Origin of the sequence: Peribacillus simplex (genome assembly GCF_001578185.1) — a bacterium.
GTDB classification, from domain to species: domain Bacteria; phylum Bacillota; class Bacilli; order Bacillales; family DSM-1321; genus Peribacillus; species Peribacillus simplex_A.
Genome location: NZ_CP011008.1, coordinates 3752714 through 3771155, shown reverse-complemented (window position 1 = coordinate 3771155; position 18442 = coordinate 3752714). Strand labels below are relative to the sequence as shown.

The window sequence follows — 18442 nt, the reverse complement described above, 5'->3', positions numbered from 1 at the left end:
ACTTCTCAAATAGGGCCGGCTCAACAAAAGGTGCAATTTTGAGCCGGTTTTTCTTATGTTTATCTGTTTCATTATAATCATTTATAGCTGTTTTTTTGGTCTGTATGAACAAGACGATTGTGTAAATTTTAGAGATTTTAGATTTTATATATTTTAGATATAGAGGTGCAATTATCATGCCACAGTTTTTTAATAAAAAGCTCCTTCTCTTGCTCGTTAGTATTATCGTTCTCGTGGCATTGATCGGTTTTTCATTAAGAGAGAGAGAAGAGTTGACATGGCCGGAGCAATTCCTGAAAGATACGACAGGCTGGGTCGGAAATGTGTTTAATAAGCCGGTATCGGGTATAACAGGTTTTGTAGGGGGCTTAAAAGACCTTCAAAATACATACGAGGAAAACAAAAAATTGAAAGCCCGCTTGGATGAATATGTATTATTGAAAACCCAAGTCCAAGATTTAAAACAAGAAAATGAAGACCTTCGCGATAACCTCAAAAAAGAAGATGACCTGCGGAAGTATTCACCCACTCCGGCGACGGTCATTGGACGTAATCCTGACCGCTGGCATGAAATGCTGACGATTAATAAAGGGAAGCGTAATGGGGTAGAAAAAAATATGGCTGTCATCACATCCAAAGGGTTAGTCGGTAAGGTGAAAACAGCGACGGATTTCACGGCTTCGGTTCAACTCTTAAGTTCGATCGATAAAGCCAACCGTGTCTCTGCCATCGTTCAAGGTGATGATAAAGCATATGGCTTGATTGAAGGCTTCGATGATAAGAAGAACCTTTTACTGATGAAACGGATACCTTATGATAAAAAGATCAAGAAAAATTCATTGGTCATCACTTCAGGTTATGGAGGGATCTTTCCGAAAGGTTTGCTGATCGGGAAAGTTGTCGATGTCAAAGTGGATCAATATGGATTGAACCAAACCGCATATATTGAACCTTCGACGGATTTTTATGATATTAATAATGTAATGGTCGTTCAGCGTGAAGTGGGCGGTGTACCGAAAGAAAGTGATGGGGAGGATGAAGCTAAGTGAGATATTTCATCCTTTCTTTTATAGCCTTGTTTTTTTTCGTTTTTGAAAGCATCTTCGCCCAGATATTCGCTGGTGATGCATTCGGGTCCGATAAAATCCTCGTTCCCCATTTCATGATGATTTTCGTCTTTTTCCTGACCATGTACGGATCCAGGAAAATGGGTATGCTTTATGGAGCGATTCTTGGGTTGACTTATGATGTCGTGTATACGGAAATCCTGGGGATTTACATGTTCCTGTTGCCTTTTCTTGCATATCTGATATCGAAATGCATGAAAATCCTGCAAAATAGTTTATTGGTTTCCTGCCTGACGGCGCTTTTGTTTACGGCAGTTTTAGAGGTTGTCATCTTTCAGATGAATGTCATCCTTTCTTTTGCAGATATGGGATTCGGTGAATTTGCGGAACGCAGATTGCTGCCGACATTATTATTGAACCTCGCATTCATTATTATCAGCTGCTATCCTTTAAAAAGAATGTTTGAAAAGCTTGATTTGCAAAGAGAAACGGATTAACGTTCCTGTGTCTTACAAAGCAGGTCGAGAATGTATTTTCTCTTTTCCGTGTACGTAGAAAAAGGAAATTTGTTTTCCTATGTCGAATTATATTTCATTGAGGTGAAACTAACGTCATGAATAAAAGAATTCAGCAAAATGTCATGATTAAGGGAACAAAAGACGGGTTTATGCTTCATCTCGATGATTCTTGCTCATTTTCCGAGTTATTGAAAGAGTTAGAAGTGAAGCTTTCGGCAAACTATCAGTTTCAAGAAAATGACCCGTCCATTTCCGTAAAAGTACATACAGGGAACCGCTATCTTGATGAAAAACAAGAAGAAAAGATTAAAGAGGTCATCCATAAAAAAAAGAAGCTTTTCGTTGATGAGATGATTTCGAATGTCCTGACGAAGGAAGAAGCGAAACGCTGGAAAGATGAAAACCAAGTGACGACCGTGACCAAGGTGATCAGGTCGGGACAGGTTTTTGAAGTCCCTGGTGATCTACTTCTAATTGGCGATGTCAACCCCGACGGAACGGTTCGTGCGGGCGGCAACATATATATCATGGGTCAGCTAAAGGGAATAGCCCATGCCGGATATAAAGGGAATAATGAGGCCATAATAGCTGCCTCTGTCATGAAGCCTGCCCAGCTGCGCATTGCTGGACAAGTGAATTTATCTCCTGACCAATATACGAAATGGGGACATGACTTGGAATGTGCCTTCATGGATGAAGAAGAAAATATCATTATAGAAAAACTGCAAGTTTTAAAGAAATATAGACCTAATTTAAATAGATTAGAAGGGGGTCTCTAATCGTGGGAGAGGCAATAGTTATAACATCCGGTAAGGGTGGTGTCGGGAAAACGACCACCTCCGCCAATTTAGGTACATCTTTAGCTCTTCTAGGCAAAAAGGTTTGCTTGATTGATACGGATATTGGTCTTCGGAACCTGGATGTGATCATGGGATTGGAAAATCGCATCATCTATGATTTGGTCGATGTTGTAGAGGGGCGCTGTAAGGTACACCAAGCGCTTATTAAAGATAAACATTTCGAGGATCTGCTGTATTTGCTTCCAGCTCCACAAAATAGTGATAAATCAGTGGTGAATGAAGAGCAGATGAGGAAACTCATAAGCGATATGAAGCCTGACTATGATTATGTCATCATTGATTGCCCTGCAGGCATTGAACAGGGCTTCAGGAATGCCATCGCTGGGGCGGACAAGGCGATCATCGTTACGACTGCAGAGAGACCGGCTGTCAGGGATGCAGACCGTATTATTGGCCTGCTTGAAAAAGAAGAGCATATTGAACCGCCTCAATTGATCATCAACCGGATACGCGGCCATTTACTTCATGAGGATGAAGAAATGGATATCGATGGAGTTGCCGATTTTCTTAAAATTGATTTGATCGGCGTCATTCCTGATGATGACCAAGTCATTGTGGCAGCGAATAGAAAGGAACCCATTGCCTATAACCCGGACAATAGAGTCTCACTTGCCTATCGGAACATTGCCAGAAGGATCCTTGGCGAATCTGTACCCTTGACTCCAATTGGCGGAGAACCGAAAGGCTTCATGTCCAAATTGAAAAAATTCTTTAGCGTGCGGTAAATTCTATATTCCATATTAAGAAGCGGGAGCATTTTATGCATTCGCTTCTTTTGCTGCATGGAACTATTGGGTATTCCCATCATAATAAATAAAAAAGGCAAGCCATGTCCTGGCTTGCCTTATCTATATGCTGGAATGCGCGGGTTATCCGCGTCTTCCGCCTCTGCCGCCGCGTTTTGATTCGGTGCTGCGTTTAAGAGTCGATAAATTTTCTTCACTAGTCTTTAAAAAGCGAACCATTTTATCTTCGAAATTTTCCTTTGGTTGGAAATTACCTTTTGAACGAAAATCTTTAGAACGGCTATCCCCTTGGCGTGGTGGGCGTTTGGTATAAGAAGAGGTTTGCCCTTCGGGTTTATCTATAGCCTTTTTGATGGACAAGGCAGTTTTTCCGTCTTTCTCACTAATCACTTTTACTTCAATTTGGTCGCCTACTTTAAGATGGTCATTTACGTCTTTTACATAGCTATCTGCTACCTCACTGATATGCACAAGACCTGTTGAGCCTCCTGGTAATTCTACGAATGCTCCAAAATTAGTGATACCTGTTACTTTACCTTGTACTTTGCTGCCTATTTCGATTGACATAAAAAAACGTTCCCCCTCAATAATGTTAAAACCACTTTATTATAACAAATTAAGGGGAACAATATCAATTGGAATTTTTCCTCAATTATTCGATTATCTGAATCGATGCCCAAATTGCCTGAGGAATTCATTAGTTTCCGGTGGATTTTTCCTTCAAAAATTTTTTTTCGCTTTATAAATCCTGGGGATGTCCGGAAAGAAAAACTTTTCTCCGTCATAGTCAGGACAAGTTGCTCATACGTTGTAATATAGCGCTTTGACATGAACAGGGGGGAGAATCTGGAATGGATGATCGGAGGAAAGATATCCGCAATCGTATCGCCAAGAGACGTAAGTTTAATGATAAACCGGCAGGAAGCAGTAGTTGGACGGAGATCAATAATGAGGAACCATATGGGGTTGATTCATTTAACGGGTATTCCGAGAAAGATCATCCGCTCTTCAAGAAAGAATATTTTTTCTTTAAAGTCCTTGCCAGTGTATGCCTGTTCCTGATTATCGCGGTGATGTTCAAACACCCTTCTGTGCGGCTTGACCCTGCCAGAAGTTTTGTCACGGAGAACATGAGCAAGGAATTTCAGTTCGCTTCAATCTCCAATTGGTACGAAAGTGCGTTTGGTAAACCAATTGTTTTTTTACCGAATGAAGCTGGTAAGGAAACTGTAGATTCGAATGAAGAATATGCAATGCCAGCTTCTGCGAAGATTACCCAAACCTTCGAGACGAACGGTGAGGGAATCATATTGGAAACGAGCAAAGGCTCAAAGGTTGAGGCCGTTAATGAAGGGGTAGTCATTTTTGCCGGCGAAAAGGAGGGGATTGGAAAGACGGTCGTCATTCAGCATGCCAATAAAAGTGAATCTTGGTATGGGCAGCTGGAAGGCATTGATGTGAAATTGTACGAGTTCGTTAAAAAGGGCAATGAAGTCGGACAGGTTACAGTAAGTGAAGACGGATCCAAGGGCAGATTTTATTTAGCGATAAAAGAAAATGACGCTTTCGTCAATCCTAAAAAGGTGATTCGATTTGAGTGAATATGGGAAATTACTGTTTAAAATCAGGGTGCATCCGACATTGTGGTTTGTCATTGGCATCGCCATCCTCACTGCCCATTTCGTTGAAGTGATGATGCTGCTGCTCATTGTCTTCATTCATGAGATGGGGCATGCCGTCTGTGCCCAGCACTTCAAATGGCGGATAAAGTCAATCCAGCTCCTTCCTTTTGGTGGGGCTGTCGAGACTGAGGAGTATGGAAATAAGAGTTTGAAGGAGGATTTGGCGGTGGTGCTCGCCGGTCCGCTTCAACATGTTTGGCTCATTGGTGCAGCCTTTTTGCTCTATTTCTTTTCTATTATTTCCTATGAACTGTATCAGCCTTTTTTGTATATGAATCTTATGCTGCTGGTCTTTAATTTGCTGCCAATCTGGCCATTGGACGGGGGACGGCTGCTCTTCATAGGTGTTTCCCTATACTGTACCTTTCTTGAAGCGCAGAAACATACACTTCATTTTTCTGCAGCATTCGCTGTCCTGGCTTTTTTGACCTGGCTCATTCTTGATCCGCTCAATTTGAACATTTGGCTCATCATCTTTTTCATAAGTCTGTCCCTCGTCATGGAATGGCGGCAGCGGTATTATGCGTTTATCCGCTTTCTTTTGCAGCGCCATTACGGGCATACGAATGATTTGGCGAAACTGAAGCCGATTTCGGTGGATTCACAAGAGCCGATTTATAAAGTGCTGGAACTGTTCCAACGCGGATGTAAACACCCCGTCATCATCATGAAAAACGGGAAAGAAAGCGGTTCGTTGGATGAAACGGAAATCCTTCATGCCTATTTTTCCGAGAAAATGACAAACGGGAAAATCGGCGACCTATTATATTCTTATTAAATATGTTATCCTTTCTTCAAATTGAGGAGAGGATTTTTTTGATGAAAAAGATGATCGCGAACCTAGCTTCACGCGAAAAAAGAGTGGCCGTACTTGAGAATGGTGTTTTACGTAAACTTGAAATCATGCCGCCTCAAAAGCGCAGTACGGTCGGTAATATTTATCTTGGGAAAGTGACGAAGGTGTTACCGGGTATGGATGCCGTCTTCATAGATTACGGTGAAGAGAAGAATGGCTTTTTACACCGTGACGAGATTCCCTCTTACCAGCTGACAAAAAAAAGCGATGGGAAAGCATCGATCGGTCAATATGTCCGTCAAGGAGAAAAGCTGCTAGTTCAGGTGGCCCGGGATGAAACGGGTACGAAAGGTGCTAAATTGACAGGGCTGATCGAGTTTTCAACGGATTCCCTCGTATACATACATGGAATAGATTATGTTGGCGTTTCAAAGAAATTCAAAAATGATGATCTGCATAAGCAGTGGCGGGAAACGGCCTTACAATATAAAAAGCCAGATGAGGGATTGATTGTCCGTACCTCGATGGAGAACGAAAGTGAAACGGTCTTCCTGGATAGGTTAACTATATTGCGGGAGCTCTATAAAGGACTTGAAATTAAGGCTGCGTCCCTCAAGGCCCCGTCCCTTCTATATGAGAGGGACACATACCTTGATATGATCATTTCTGAAATGTCGGGAACGGCTGCCGGAGAACTTGCCATCGATGATTTCGAGGCCTATCAGGAATTGAAAAAATGGGTACAGGAAAACCGTAAGGAGTGGGAAATATCCCATGTACCTGGTAAGAATATTTTTTCTGAATGGAATGTGGAAGCGCAAGTCGAGAAAATGGCCAAGAAAATCGTCTGGCTTGATAATGGCGGATATTTAATTTTTGAAGAAACGGAAGCTTTCACCGTAATCGATGTCAATTCAGGTAAGTTCACCGGCAAGGTGGCGAAGGAAGCAACATTGTTTGCGGTGAATCAGGCTGCGGCGAAAGAGGTTGCCCGTCAACTGAGATTGAGGAATATCAGCGGAATCATCTTGATAGATTTCATCAATATGGACCAATCACGACATGCGCAAGAAATCATCGACATCGTCAAAAAGGAAGCGGCGAGGGATGAGAAACGGATCCAGGTAATCGGCTTTACGGAACTGGGCATTTTACAAATGACGAGAAAGCGAACATCCCCATCTTTAAGTGAAATGATGACGGTGCCTTGCCCCGTGTGCAGTGGTATCGGTAAAATCGAGAGCCCGGAAACGGTGGCCTTCCGTTTGGAACGTGAATTGCTTGAACATCGGAAGACGGATGATGAAGCGGTCTGGGTGGAGGTCAGTAAAGCGGTGGCGGACGTGCTGCTTGGTGAAAAGGAATCATACCGGCAGACACTGGAGGAATTGATCGCTAAAAAGTTATTCCTATCTTTTATCCCTGGTCCCAGGAATGCCTATTCCATCAAGCGCTTCGGGAGCATACAGGAAATCGGGCGGGCTTTCGAATGAAGGAAGGGTAAATCTCACAAATATATTGACAGCCATTCCGGTTTCATGTTAGGATTTTAATGTTATGTTTGTAGCACCCGTGCTACAACCGCTCAACAACAGGTCCTAAGCTTTTGCCTTTCTGGTAAAACGCCTGTGATTGGCGAGTCTGAGACATTTAAGGAGGTGCAAGTATGTACGCAATTATCGAAACTGGCGGTAAACAAATTAAAGTAGCAGCTGGCGAAGCGGTTTACATTGAAAAATTAAACGCAGAAGCAGGCGAAACTGTTACATTTGACAAAGTTTTATTCGTAGGTGGCGAAGACGTGAAAGTCGGTGCTCCACTAGTTGAAGGCGCTACTGTAACAGGTACTGTCGAAAAACAAGGTAAGCAAAAGAAAATCACTGTTTTCAAATACAAAGCGAAGAAAAACAATCGTAAAAAACAAGGTCATCGTCAACCATACACAAAAGTTGTTATCGAAGCAATCAACGCGTAAGGGCTGATTCTAGATGATTAAAGTTGTCTTTGATGCTCCGCAGGAACGGATTACTTCGTTCACATTAAGCGGACATGCTAATTTTGCTAAAAAAGGTTCTGATATCGTTTGTGCAGGTGTATCGGCTGTTTCCTTTGGGGCAGTCAATGCGATCATGTCCTTAACGGACGTAGAGCCTGAGATTGAGCAAGGTAGGGAAGGCGGCTATCTTCGCTGCGTCATTCCGGGGAATCTTTCGCCGGAATCGGAAGAGAAGGTTCAGCTGCTTTTGAACAGTATGCTCATATCGCTGCAAACCATCGAACGTGATTATGGTAAATACATGAAAATTATCCTCAACCAATAGGAGGTGGAACAAATGTTAAGATTAAATCTTCAGTTCTTCGCTTCGAAAAAAGGAGTAGGTTCTACAAAGAACGGACGTGACTCTCAATCTAAGCGTCTTGGCGCTAAGCGTGCAGATGGTCAATTCGTATCTGGTGGTTCTATCCTTTACCGTCAACGCGGAACAAAAATCTATCCTGGTGAGAACGTAGGCCGTGGTGGAGACGATACTCTATACGCTAAAGTAGACGGTGTTGTTAAATTCGAACGTTTCGGACGTGACCGTAAAAAAGTAAGCGTATATCCAGTTGCACAAGAAGCATAATTGGCATCTTTGAACAGAGGCTGACTCAAAAGGGTCTGATTCCTTCTACGAGACACTATATACCGCGTCATTTTTAATAATGGTATGCTATATAGTGAAGAAGGGGTCTGGCCCTTTATTTATACTATAGGAACGATTAATAACCAGCATTTTGCAGGAGACTTTAGTCATTAGTATAAGGAAAACAACCTCTGAATTACAAAAGGCTCGCCAATCGGCGGGCTTTCTTAAACTTTCAGGGGGGAAAATCCAAGTTTATTATCCTTCCCATTTGATTAAACCGAATAGACAGTCCAATTCAACTATAATATCTCCAATTGGTGCATAAATAAGGCCCATTCTCTTTTTTAGTTCAAATGGCTCTACCATCGTCCAAAGAACTCAGGGTGTGCGGCTGTATTTTTTGGACGGGGGCTTTCATGTGAAGGCATGTGAATCGAGCTTCATTTCCTGTTTGTCGTTTTTTTGATATACTGTACAAATGGAAGTATTCAACATGATAGAGCTGAAAAAAGTTTCTTTATCATAATTGAAGGTGTTTATAATGGAAAAAAATTGGACGACTATTGAAACTCTTCGTCAAACCAGGCATGACTGGCTGAATAAAATTCAAATCATCAAAGGGAATCTGGAGCTGAATAGAATTGATCGTGTCAAGGGCATCATTGATGAAATCATTGTTGAAACCCAGAATGAAGCACGCCTCTCCAGTTTGAATTTACCTAAGTTCACCGAGATGTTGCTGACGTCGAATTGGAATAATGGCTCATTTTATTGCGAATATGAAATCATTGATATTTTTGAAGGCTCTGCTGAAATGGACGAGCTGATGTATCGCTGGACGAACGATTTCTTTAAAACTCTGGATAAGAATCTGGACCCGTTTTTTGAAAATATACTAGCTGTTTCTATGAGTAAAAAAGAAAAAGAAGTGAGCGATATGCGCTGTTCCTTTCATATGCAAGGCAGGTTCATTGATCAATCCGCAGTGAGGGAGTTTTTGGAAAGTTCATTAACGGCCGAGCAATCAATTGAAATTCTCGAATGTAATGAGGATGAAATATTTTTTAAGATGGATATTAACTTTTAGAGAAGTATACAGCAAGAAATGACTTGCAGAAAACAAGGAAGTGATAGCATGTTTGTCGATCAAACGAAAGTCTATATAAAAGGCGGAGACGGTGGTAACGGAATAGTTGCTTATCGTCGTGAGAAATTCATACCAAAAGGCGGACCTGCCGGCGGAGATGGCGGTAATGGGGCAAATGTCGTTTTTGAAGTGGAAGAGGGCTTGCGTACGTTAATGGATTTCCGTTATCAACGTCACTTTAAGGCACCCCGCGGGGAACATGGCATGTCCAAAAACATGCATGGTGCGGCCGCAAAGGATATGGTCATCAAAGTTCCACCAGGCACGGTTGTCATTGATGAAAAAACGAAAGAAGTCATTGCTGATTTAGTTGAGCACGGGCAGCGCGCCATTATCGCAAAGGGTGGCCGTGGAGGCCGGGGAAATTCCCGTTTTGCTACACCTGCCAATCCTGCACCTGAAATCGCGGAGAACGGTGAACCGGGCCAAGAGCGCGATATAATCATGGAATTGAAACTGTTGGCTGATGTCGGTTTGGTTGGTTTCCCAAGTGTAGGGAAATCCACTTTGCTTTCTGTCGTATCCGCAGCAAGACCTAAAATTGCCGAATATCATTTCACAACGATCGTTCCTAACCTCGGAATGGTGGAAACGGAAGATCACCGCAGCTTCGTCATGGCCGATTTACCGGGTTTGATCGAAGGCGCTTCAGAAGGAGTGGGCCTTGGACATCAATTCCTGCGCCATATTGAAAGAACGAGAGTAATCGTTCATGTAATCGATATGTCGGGTCTTGAAGGCAGGGATCCATATGAAGACTACCAAACAATCAATAAAGAGTTGGAAGAGTATAACCTGCGCTTGACTGAACGTCCGCAAATCATTGTAGCAAGTAAAATGGATATGCCGGACTCAGCAGATAATTTAGCAGCATTCAAAGAAAAGCTGGAAGAAGACTATCCTGTTTTCCCGATTTCTGCCGTAACGCGTGAAGGAATCCGTGAGCTTCTTTATGCAATTGCTGATAAAATTGAAGAAACGCCTGAGTTCCCTCTTGATCATGAAGAAGAGAATACTGGAATCCACCGGGTTCTTTATAAACATACATCACAGTCAGATGAATTTAATATTGAACGCGAATCCGATGGCAGCTTTGCCGTATCAGGATTCAAGATCGAACGTCTATTCAAAATGACTGATTTTACCCGTGATGAGTCCATACGTCGTTTCGCTAGACAGCTTCGTTCATTCGGAGTCGACGAAGGCCTTCGTCAAAAAGGTGCAACAAATGGCGATATCGTCCGTATCCTTGAATATGAATTTGAATTTGTTGATTGATTGAAGACCATGATGGCAGGCAAAAGGAGGCGTGCGGAGTTTGAATAAGGCCGATCAGAAATTTTTCCTCGTTCGGGAGGATGTCCTTCCCGAAGCGATGAAAAAAACGCTGGATGCAAAAGAAATGATTGAACGGGGAAAAGCGGAATCAGTTTGGGAAGCGGTACAGCGAGTGGACCTAAGCAGGAGTGCTTTTTACAAATACCGTGACACGGTATTTCCGTTTCATACTGTTGTTAAAGAAAAGCTGATTACACTGTTCTTCTACCTCGAGGATCGTTCTGGTACTCTATCGGAGCTCTTACGGCTCGTCGCCTCATCCGGTTGCAACATCATGACTATCCACCAAACGATTCCTTTGCAGGGTCGTGCCAATGTTACCCTATCTCTGAACACGGGTGGGATGACGATGGATATTGATGAACTGCTTACTAAATTGCGTAAAATGGAGTTCGTCGAAAAAGTCGAAATTATTGGGAACGGCGCATGAAAACAGCCTGTACATTTCACATGTACAGGCTGTTTTTATTTGTTAGAGGATGATTTATCGATTAACTATTGTAAAAAATCAGAAAATGGCATAACATAAACAATAGATTTTCCGTGAAAAGGAGTTTATAATATGACATCAAAAATTGCATTTCTTGGACCAAAAGCGACGTTCACGGATTTAGCTGTTTCGCGACTATTTCCTAATGATATAAAAATGCCGATGAACACGATTCCAGACTGCCTTGATGCTGTCCGGGACGGGGAAGTGAATCACGCGCTCGTACCGATTGAGAATGCTTTGGAGGGATCGGTAAATATTACGATGGATTACTTAGTCCATGAAGTCACATTACCGATGAAAGGGGAAGTGACGATCCCAATTCAACAGCATTATATGGTGCATCCGGATCATGCATATCCTGGTTTCAAACCGGACATGGTTTATTCGCATTCCCATGCCATCGCTCAATGCCGCAAATTCCTCCATAAAGAACTAAGGGGCATTCCATATGAATATGTCACATCCACTGCAGCCGCTGCAAAAATGGTGATGGAGAATCCCGATATCAATATTGCTGCGATTGCAAATGATATGGCTGCAGCGGAGTATGGTTTGACGATTGTGGAAGAAAACATTCACGATTACGAACATAATCACACCAAGTTTATTGTTGTATCCAACAGTGAAGTCGACTATGAAGGGCATTTGACCGTTGAAGGGAACAAGAAAACGACCCTGATGATTCAGCTGCCTGCCGACCACTCAGGGCAGCTTCACCAAGTCCTATCCGCTTTTTCCTGGAGGAAGCTTAATCTTTCCAAGATAGAATCAAGACCCATGAAAACAGGATTAGGCAATTACTTTTTCATCATCGACATTGAAATGACCCTTGACGATGTTCTCATTCCAGGAGCGATCTCTGAGCTCGAGGCCCTTGGATGTACGGTTTCGATCATGGGAAGCTATTCATGCTTTAGAGTCCAAAATGGTGTACCGCAACGATGATTTCCCAGGAAAATTGAACGCTTAAAGCGACGGTAAACGATTTTTCCTGGGTACACAATGCTGGAAGTTTGCATCATCGATTCCCTAAGTGATAAATGGTACAACCCTCAGCTGTGCTTTATACAAGAAAGGTGCCCCGGGATTATTTCCGGGGCATTTTTTTGTGAAGGTTTCAGTTAAGATTGGGCTTTTCCTTGTGTATAAGTTCTTAAAATGGCTGACTGTCATTTAATAGAATATATATAAAATGGAGAGCGATGAAGGAATTCATTATTTTTCACTTTGGAGATGATTCTTTAGAGGAATATGAGGATTACCTGTATGGAACATGATTACATACCTTGTGACTAATCCTTAGTGGATGCACCTTTTTTTAATGCTAGAAAAATATCCAAACATGCATGATAGGATGATGGTAAGCAGAGATGGATAGGCAATTCGAAGAAACGTTCGGTTCTTGGACTCAAGCGATTGGAACCGTCATTTCTACTGTTAAGGTCCACCATTCATTACCTTGGACGAAGAATTTCGCAAAAAACTTAGATTTGATTGGTAATGAACTTCAGGGCATCTGAAAATGCAGACATATCAATATCCCATTTGGAAGAGATGCCATCGAATGGTGAATTAATACAAGGGATGGGAGGCTGGGTACAGGCGGTAGGCTCCATCATTAGTCTTTTTTTGGCAATTGAGAATCTAGGATGGAGAGTGCGGAGGCAATAAAAAAATCCTCAAAAGATGTGGCTTTTGAGGATTTTCATTTTTTCAATCGACCAAAATGCCGGCATCCCTCAATGCACCTTCCGCTTCATCAAGCAGTTCTTCTGATGATGCACTCAGTGTATGGAGATGGATGCCGCTCGTTAGTTCCGATAAAAAAGATGCGTTCGTTGCCGTCACCTTAGAGAGGAATTGCTGGACTTCTTTACGGCTGCTGACCATGATGGAAGCGGTCAGGTCGCCGTATACGGGGTGCTCGATTTTGACATCTTTTACCGTGATGCCGATATCCACGAGTAAAAATAGCTCTTCTTGGGCCCGTGAAGGATCATGCTGGCAAGCAATTATCCTTTCCGGCTTTTGGGTGCTCCCCGTTTGTAAGTACATATAGCCCTGGCTCGTGGCAATGATAGGTTCATTCCGTGCTTTCAGGAGCGTTATGTCACCAACGATAACCTGCCGGCTTACATTCGTGATTTGCGAAAGCTCGCTGCCTGTTACTGGCTGATCGCTTGTTTGCAATAAATGTAAGAGTTTCGTCCGTCTTTCTTCCCCGAGTAATTTCTTTCTTTCCATAATCATTCACCTCTTTATTAACAAACATTCTACCATAGAATGGAGGGGTTTATCGAATGGAAGCTATTCCTTCGAGACAGTATGCCAACTTGTGAATGTCGTCGGCCGTTGTATTTTTACCAAATGAAAAACGGACGAATTGATGTGCTTCATCTTCGCTTTTCCCAATGGCCATCATTGTTTTTGAAGGATCCTGTTTACCGATTTGACAGGCGCTTCCCGTCGATACAGCAAATCCCTTCTGGTTTAATTCCAGCATGATGTACTGTCCTTGGAATCCAGCAAAGGTCAGTGCCAGAATGTGGGGCAATTGCTTGTCCTTCGCATCGATGATTTGAAAATCGACTTTCTTTTCCGTAAGTCGCTCGATCAATTGCACCCTAAGCATGGAAATCCGTTTCCGTTCATCTTCCATGATATCCCCTAATTTCTTTGCAGCGGTTACGAAGGACGCTATACCGGGGACGTCCACTGTCCCTGGCCGGAAACCATATTCATGAGTGATATTAGGGACTGAAGCCTTCAACCGATGGATGGCCGGGAAAATGACGGCTCCAGTCCCTTTTGGACCATAAACTTTATGACTGGAAACTGATAATCCATCACATAAGGCTGATAACTTCCCAAGCGGCAATTTAGCAAATGATTGGACACAATCCACATGCAAGAAAGCATTGTGCCTTCGAATGATTTTACTTATTTGCTCAATGGGTTGAATGACCCCGATTTCTGAATTCACATGTTGGACGATGACCAAGCAAGTTTTCTCCGACAGACATTCCTGTAGATGTTCAATATCAACTCGGCCATCTTCCAAATGCCGTAAATACGTAACCTCGAAGCCTTCATGTTCAAGCTTTGCGACAAAATTGGCAATTGATGCATGTTCAGTTCGGCTTACAATCAAGTGGTTCTGCCAGGATGGTTTTGATGCGATGAATGTATCAATGGCAAGCATGTTGCTTTCTGACCCGCCGCTCGTAAAGATGATTCCTTCCTTCTTTATGTTCAGCATTTCTGCTAGTTGCTGCCGTGACATATCCAATAAACGTGCCGCTTCAGAGCCAATATCATGCAAACTGCTCGCATTCCCGAAAAACTTCCGGGATGCTTGGCTGAATACGTCGAGTGCCTCATCATCAATCGGCGTTGTGGCTGCATAATCCAAATAAATCAAGAAATCACCTCTATCTTGTAATCATAAAAAACTCTTGATAATAGTTTAATAATATGTAAATATAGTTGTCAAGACACCTGTCATAAACAGGAGGAATGAAATAATGGTAAAAGCGGGAATCATCGTTATAGGTAGCGGGATTGCTGCCTTGAAAACGGCATTGGAAGCAAGTAAACATAAGCATGTGATACTCATCACAAAATCAAAGATCCGCCATAGTAATTCCTATTTAGCACAGGGCGGGATTGCAGCTGCAATATCTGATCGTGACAGAGTATCCTATCATAAAAAAGATACGCTGGAGGCTGGTCAGCGTTATAACAAGGAAAAGGCAGTGGAAATACTCGTCGAAGAGGCCCCTTCGGTGATAGCTGAACTTATTCGTTCCGGCATGCAATTTGACCATGATCATGATGGTACCCTCATGCTTGGCATGGAGGGTGCCCACAGTGAAAGGAGAATCCTTCATAGTCATGGGGATTCTACAGGAAAGTACATCATGGAACATCTAATAGGGTGTTTGAAAAACTCTTTGATTACTGTGGTCGAGAATGCGGCAGCAGTGGAGTTGATTATCGGAAAAGATGATTCTTGCATAGGCGTCAAAACTCTTGATAAGGCTGGGAAACTTGTAACGTACCACGCGGAACGAACAGTTTTGGCAACTGGCGGCTGTGGTTCCCTATACCATTTCACTTCAAATTCACAAACGGTTTCAGGAGATGGAATCGCACTTGCATTCAAGGCCGGGGCAAAAGTTCGTGACATGGAATTCATACAGTTTCATCCGACCCTGCTTTTTATAAATGGTAAAGCGGAAGGGCTGGTTTCAGAAGCGGTCCGCGGGGATGGTGCAACGTTAGTGACTGAAATGGGAAGACCGATCATGGAGAATGTCCATGCCATGAAAGATCTGGCTCCAAGGCATATTGTGGCACAGACGATTTTTTCTTATTTACAGCGCGGAGAAAAGATATTTTTGGATATTTCAATGATTAAGGATTTTAAGAAGCGTTTTCCGACAGTGAGCTCATTATGTGAAAAAAGTGGGCTGGACCTTAAATTCGGGAAAATCCCTGTAGCGCCTGGAAACCATTTCCTGATGGGGGGGATTGAAGTCGACGAATGGGGGAGAACGTCTGTCCCTTCTTTGTATGCAGTTGGTGAAGTGGCATGCACTGGTGTACATGGGGCGAACCGATTGGCCAGCAACTCCCTACTCGAAGGGCTGGTTTTTGGAAATGCGCTTGGTCAGTTGCTAGCTAATATGCCAGCAAGGTCGATACCGGAAGAAAAAGAGCAGTCCAAAGATTCCTGCCATTTTACCTTTTTACCTGATCTCGCGACATTGCAGGAAAAATTAATGAATGAAGCAGGAATCGTTCGAAATGAAGCAGGGTTAACTCGACTGAAGGATTATCTTGAGACATTCAATATCGAAAAATTGCTGCATATGGAAGTAACGGTATTATCGATAAAAGAGATAACGATTATCAATGCCACAATCGTGGCGTGGCTGATTGCCGAATCCGCATTGACCAGAACGGAAAGCAGGGGCGGTCATTTCCGCAGTGACTATCCAAGCGAAGATGACTCCCAATGGCTTGAAAATTCGGTTATCCTTGCTTGCACAGATGTGAAAAACCGGGTGAAAGGGAGGCGACTATATGAATATATTGAAGCTTAAGCAGATGCTGCAACAATTTTTAATGGAAGATATAGGTGAATGCGACGTAACGAGTGATACGATTTTTGATCAAGGTGAACAAGGGACTTTGACATTCATTGCAAAAGAAGGCGGAGTTTTTAGTGGAAGTGACGTCATCAAGACAGGATTTGCATTGTTGGATGAGCAAATCGAGGTTTCCCTTTTTGTTCATGATGGCGAAGTTTTTGAACCAGGACATCAACTTGCAAGAATGACCGGCGATATGGCTTCTCTTTTAAAAGGGGAACGGGTGGTTTTGAATTTAGTGCAGCGTATGTCCGCCATTGCGACACAGGCTCATAAAGCTACCAAGATATTAGCGGGTACGAAGACGAGGGCTTGTGATACGAGGAAAACTACACCTGGCCTGCGGATGCTTGAAAAATATGCGGTCCGTTCAGGCGGGGCATTCAATCACCGATATGGCCTGTTTGATGCCGTCATGATAAAGGATAATCATATTTCTTTCGCTGGGTCCATAACGAAGGCGGTTCAAACGGTAAAATCCAAACTGGGACATACCACTAAAGTGGAAGTGGAAACGGAATCAATCGAACAGGTACTTGAAGCAGTGGAAGCCGGTGCTGATATCATCATGTTCGATAACCGGAGCCCCGAAGAAATTAAGCAACTGATCAAATTGGTTCCTGCCCACATCATAACTGAAGCTTCCGGAGGTATTCATTTAGACAATCTAGCCTCATATCGGGAAACAGGGGTTGACTATATTTCATTGGGCAGTCTGACTCACAGTGTCAGGGCACTTGATATTAGCGCTAAGGTCAAAGAACGTGAGGGGATATTGAAATGAACATATTGGAGATGGCTAGTACGGCAGGGAATGTATTGCCTGAAAAATATAAGACGATGACAATGGAAGATATGGAAAATCGGGTCCATGACATTAAAAACCGAATGGGAAAGCGGCTATATATCCCAGGTCATCATTATCAACGGGAGGAAGTCATTCAATTTTCAGATGTAACGGGAGATTCACTTCAGTTGGCACAGCTTTCCGCCGAAAATCGCGAAGCGGATTATATCGTGTTTTGTGGCGTACATTTCATGGCTGAAACTGCCGATATTTTGACTGAAGAAGGGCAGACGGTCATCCTTCCTGACATGCGTGCAGGCTGTTCAATGGCAGATATGGCGGATATTGAACAAACCGAACGGGCCTGGACAAAGCTTCAGGAATTATTTGGCGATACAATCCTTCCGCTCACTTATGTTAATTCGACTGCGGCCATCAAAGCTTTTGTAGGGAAAAATGGCGGGGCGACGGTGACTTCTTCAAATGCACAAGGGATGGTATCGTGGGCCCTCTCGCAAAAAGAACGGATCCTGTTTCTTCCCGATCAGCATCTTGGGAGGAATACAGCCTTTGACCTTGGCATTCCATTAAATGAAATGGCTGTCTGGGATCCCCATAAGGACGAATTGATCTATGAAGGGGAACTCGAAGATCTGAAGGTACTTCTTTGGAAAGGGCATTGTTCGGTCCATGAAAATTTCACGACGGCGAATATTGAAACGCTTCGAGCGGAGCAGCCGGAAATGAATATCATCGTTCATCCCGAATGTCGCCGTGAGGTAGTCGCCCAGTCGGATTATGCGGGATCGACATCGTACATCATTAATATGATAGAAAAGGCCGAACCAGGTAGTTCTTGGGCAATCGGCACGGAAATGAACCTTGTCAAACGGCTTATCACCAATAACCCTGACAAGAACATCATCTCGTTAAATCCGAATATGTGTCCATGCCTTACGATGAACCGGATTGATTTGCCTCACTTGCTTTGGGCGCTTGAATCAATTGAAGAAGGTATTATCATTAATCCGATAAAAGTCGAGAAGGGCATTGCGGATAATGCCATACTAGCTTTAAACAGAATGTTGGAACGGGTTTAAGTTAATCCTTTCAATAATAAAATTGAAAAAGGCTTTTCATAACATAAGAAAGGGAGGGCAGAAGCCCCCCCTCAGACTGTAGACAAACTCGATAAATAATTGAGTGTGTCTACAGTTTTTTTTGT

General features: G+C 43.0%; 21 protein-coding genes and 1 other annotated feature. Of the genes, 18 read left to right on the top strand and 3 right to left on the bottom strand.

The window, feature by feature from the left end:
* Positions 1 to 176: 176 nt before the first annotated feature.
* The 4 genes from mreC (at position 177) to minD (ending at position 3170) form a co-directional block, all read left to right on the top strand.
* A complete protein-coding gene (mreC, locus tag UP17_RS17570; RefSeq protein WP_061464252.1) occupies positions 177 to 1049 on the top strand; it encodes a rod shape-determining protein MreC in 873 nt (290 codons plus the stop codon).
* Entirely contained in the window at positions 1046 to 1564 is a 519-nt protein-coding gene (gene mreD, locus UP17_RS17565) for a rod shape-determining protein MreD (RefSeq protein ID WP_061464251.1), read from the top strand. Before mreC ends, mreD begins: the two co-directional genes overlap by 4 nt.
* A 116-nt stretch (positions 1565 to 1680) precedes the next feature.
* On the top strand, positions 1681 to 2364 hold the full coding sequence (minC, locus tag UP17_RS17560) for a septum site-determining protein MinC (protein ID WP_061464250.1): 684 nt from the start codon (positions 1681 to 1683) through the stop codon (positions 2362 to 2364).
* Positions 2365 to 2366: 2 nt separating this feature from the next.
* Positions 2367 to 3170, top strand: coding sequence for a septum site-determining protein MinD (minD, locus tag UP17_RS17555; protein WP_061464249.1), 804 nt, complete (start codon positions 2367 to 2369; stop codon positions 3168 to 3170).
* Positions 3171 to 3314: 144 nt separating this feature from the next.
* On the opposite strand, the gene UP17_RS17550 is transcribed toward minD, so the two are convergent.
* Positions 3315 to 3758, bottom strand: coding sequence for a S1 domain-containing RNA-binding protein (locus UP17_RS17550; RefSeq protein ID WP_053347157.1), 444 nt, complete (start codon positions 3756 to 3758; stop codon positions 3315 to 3317).
* Positions 3759 to 4042: 284 nt separating this feature from the next.
* Between UP17_RS17550 and UP17_RS17540 the strand changes: the two genes are divergently transcribed.
* The 11 genes from UP17_RS17540 (at position 4043) to UP17_RS27795 (ending at position 12794) form a co-directional block, all read left to right on the top strand.
* Positions 4043 to 4792: a M23 family metallopeptidase gene (locus UP17_RS17540; protein WP_061464247.1), complete on the top strand. Its 750-nt coding sequence runs from the start codon at positions 4043 to 4045 to the stop codon at positions 4790 to 4792.
* A complete protein-coding gene (locus tag UP17_RS17535; protein ID WP_061464246.1) occupies positions 4785 to 5651 on the top strand; it encodes a M50 family metallopeptidase in 867 nt (288 codons plus the stop codon). Before UP17_RS17540 ends, UP17_RS17535 begins: the two co-directional genes overlap by 8 nt.
* Positions 5652 to 5692: 41 nt before the next feature.
* The gene (locus UP17_RS17530) at positions 5693 to 7162 is read left to right on the top strand and encodes an Rne/Rng family ribonuclease (protein ID WP_250211850.1); all 1470 of its coding nucleotides are present in this window, start codon (positions 5693 to 5695) and stop codon (positions 7160 to 7162) included.
* 76 nt (positions 7163 to 7238) lie between these two features.
* Positions 7239 to 7322 (top strand) — a sequence feature (ribosomal protein L21 leader region).
* A gap of 13 nt (positions 7323 to 7335) precedes the next feature.
* Positions 7336 to 7644, top strand: coding sequence for a 50S ribosomal protein L21 (gene rplU, locus UP17_RS17525; RefSeq protein ID WP_034308849.1), 309 nt, complete (start codon positions 7336 to 7338; stop codon positions 7642 to 7644).
* A gap of 13 nt (positions 7645 to 7657) precedes the next feature.
* On the top strand, positions 7658 to 7990 hold the full coding sequence (locus UP17_RS17520; RefSeq protein WP_061464244.1) for a ribosomal-processing cysteine protease Prp: 333 nt from the start codon (positions 7658 to 7660) through the stop codon (positions 7988 to 7990).
* Between the two features lie 12 nt (positions 7991 to 8002).
* Positions 8003 to 8293 (top strand): 50S ribosomal protein L27, encoded by a 291-nt coding sequence (gene rpmA / locus UP17_RS17515; protein ID WP_034308845.1) that lies wholly within the window; start codon positions 8003 to 8005, stop codon positions 8291 to 8293.
* Between the two features lie 544 nt (positions 8294 to 8837).
* A complete protein-coding gene (locus UP17_RS17510; protein ID WP_061464243.1) occupies positions 8838 to 9383 on the top strand; it encodes a Spo0B C-terminal domain-containing protein in 546 nt (181 codons plus the stop codon).
* A gap of 48 nt (positions 9384 to 9431) precedes the next feature.
* The gene (gene obgE / locus UP17_RS17505; protein WP_061464242.1) at positions 9432 to 10721 is read left to right on the top strand and encodes a GTPase ObgE; all 1290 of its coding nucleotides are present in this window, start codon (positions 9432 to 9434) and stop codon (positions 10719 to 10721) included.
* A gap of 40 nt (positions 10722 to 10761) precedes the next feature.
* Positions 10762 to 11211, top strand: coding sequence for an ACT domain-containing protein (locus UP17_RS17500; RefSeq protein WP_061464241.1), 450 nt, complete (start codon positions 10762 to 10764; stop codon positions 11209 to 11211).
* 132 nt (positions 11212 to 11343) lie between these two features.
* Positions 11344 to 12219: a prephenate dehydratase gene (pheA, locus tag UP17_RS17495; RefSeq protein WP_061464240.1), complete on the top strand. Its 876-nt coding sequence runs from the start codon at positions 11344 to 11346 to the stop codon at positions 12217 to 12219.
* A 425-nt stretch (positions 12220 to 12644) separates the two neighbouring features.
* Complete coding sequence (locus tag UP17_RS27795; RefSeq protein ID WP_155727358.1) at positions 12645 to 12794, top strand: DUF6944 family repetitive protein; 150 nt, start codon at positions 12645 to 12647, stop codon at positions 12792 to 12794.
* A 193-nt stretch (positions 12795 to 12987) separates the two neighbouring features.
* Here the strand turns inward: UP17_RS27795 and UP17_RS17490 are convergent, their stop codons facing one another.
* Together UP17_RS17490 and UP17_RS17485 are read right to left on the bottom strand one after the other, a co-directional pair.
* Positions 12988 to 13521: a transcription repressor NadR gene (locus tag UP17_RS17490; RefSeq protein ID WP_061466154.1), complete on the bottom strand. Its 534-nt coding sequence runs from the start codon at positions 13519 to 13521 to the stop codon at positions 12988 to 12990.
* Positions 13522 to 13567: 46 nt separating this feature from the next.
* A complete protein-coding gene (locus tag UP17_RS17485; RefSeq protein WP_061464239.1) occupies positions 13568 to 14695 on the bottom strand; it encodes an IscS subfamily cysteine desulfurase in 1128 nt (375 codons plus the stop codon).
* Between the two features lie 103 nt (positions 14696 to 14798).
* Between UP17_RS17485 and nadB the strand changes: the two genes are divergently transcribed.
* From nadB to nadA, 3 genes are read left to right on the top strand one after another with little or no spacing between them, the layout of a single operon-like run.
* A complete protein-coding gene (nadB, locus tag UP17_RS17480) occupies positions 14799 to 16382 on the top strand; it encodes an L-aspartate oxidase (protein ID WP_061464238.1) in 1584 nt (527 codons plus the stop codon).
* Positions 16363 to 17214 carry a carboxylating nicotinate-nucleotide diphosphorylase gene (gene nadC, locus UP17_RS17475; RefSeq protein ID WP_061464237.1) on the top strand — a complete coding sequence of 284 codons (852 nt, stop codon included), beginning with the start codon at positions 16363 to 16365 and terminating at the stop codon, positions 17212 to 17214. Before nadB ends, nadC begins: the two co-directional genes overlap by 20 nt.
* A complete protein-coding gene (gene nadA / locus UP17_RS17470) occupies positions 17211 to 18317 on the top strand; it encodes a quinolinate synthase NadA (RefSeq protein ID WP_061464236.1) in 1107 nt (368 codons plus the stop codon). The genes nadC and nadA overlap by 4 nt, the downstream gene beginning before the upstream one ends.
* Positions 18318 to 18442 lie beyond the last annotated feature (125 nt).

Bases quoted from the DNA above. Each gene is read 5' to 3' on its own strand.
- mreC (WP_061464252.1), top strand. From the start codon at position 177: ATGCCACAGTTTTTTAATAAAAAGCTCCTTCTCTTGCTCGTTAGTATT.
- minC (WP_061464250.1), top strand. From the start codon at position 1,681: ATGAATAAAAGAATTCAGCAAAATGTCATGATTAAGGGAACAAAAGAC.
- UP17_RS17550 (WP_053347157.1), bottom strand. From the start codon at position 3,758: ATGTCAATCGAAATAGGCAGCAAAGTACAAGGTAAAGTAACAGGTATC.
- UP17_RS17540 (WP_061464247.1), top strand. From the start codon at position 4,043: ATGGATGATCGGAGGAAAGATATCCGCAATCGTATCGCCAAGAGACGT.
- UP17_RS17530 (WP_250211850.1), top strand. From the start codon at position 5,693: ATGAAAAAGATGATCGCGAACCTAGCTTCACGCGAAAAAAGAGTGGCC.
- rplU (WP_034308849.1), top strand. From the start codon at position 7,336: ATGTACGCAATTATCGAAACTGGCGGTAAACAAATTAAAGTAGCAGCT.
- UP17_RS17520 (WP_061464244.1), top strand. From the start codon at position 7,658: ATGATTAAAGTTGTCTTTGATGCTCCGCAGGAACGGATTACTTCGTTC.
- rpmA (WP_034308845.1), top strand. From the start codon at position 8,003: ATGTTAAGATTAAATCTTCAGTTCTTCGCTTCGAAAAAAGGAGTAGGT.
- UP17_RS17510 (WP_061464243.1), top strand. From the start codon at position 8,838: ATGGAAAAAAATTGGACGACTATTGAAACTCTTCGTCAAACCAGGCAT.
- obgE (WP_061464242.1), top strand. From the start codon at position 9,432: ATGTTTGTCGATCAAACGAAAGTCTATATAAAAGGCGGAGACGGTGGT.
- pheA (WP_061464240.1), top strand. From the start codon at position 11,344: ATGACATCAAAAATTGCATTTCTTGGACCAAAAGCGACGTTCACGGAT.
- UP17_RS27795 (WP_155727358.1), top strand. From the start codon at position 12,645: ATGGATAGGCAATTCGAAGAAACGTTCGGTTCTTGGACTCAAGCGATT.
- nadB (WP_061464238.1), top strand. From the start codon at position 14,799: ATGGTAAAAGCGGGAATCATCGTTATAGGTAGCGGGATTGCTGCCTTG.
- nadC (WP_061464237.1), top strand. From the start codon at position 16,363: ATGAATATATTGAAGCTTAAGCAGATGCTGCAACAATTTTTAATGGAA.
- nadA (WP_061464236.1), top strand. From the start codon at position 17,211: ATGAACATATTGGAGATGGCTAGTACGGCAGGGAATGTATTGCCTGAA.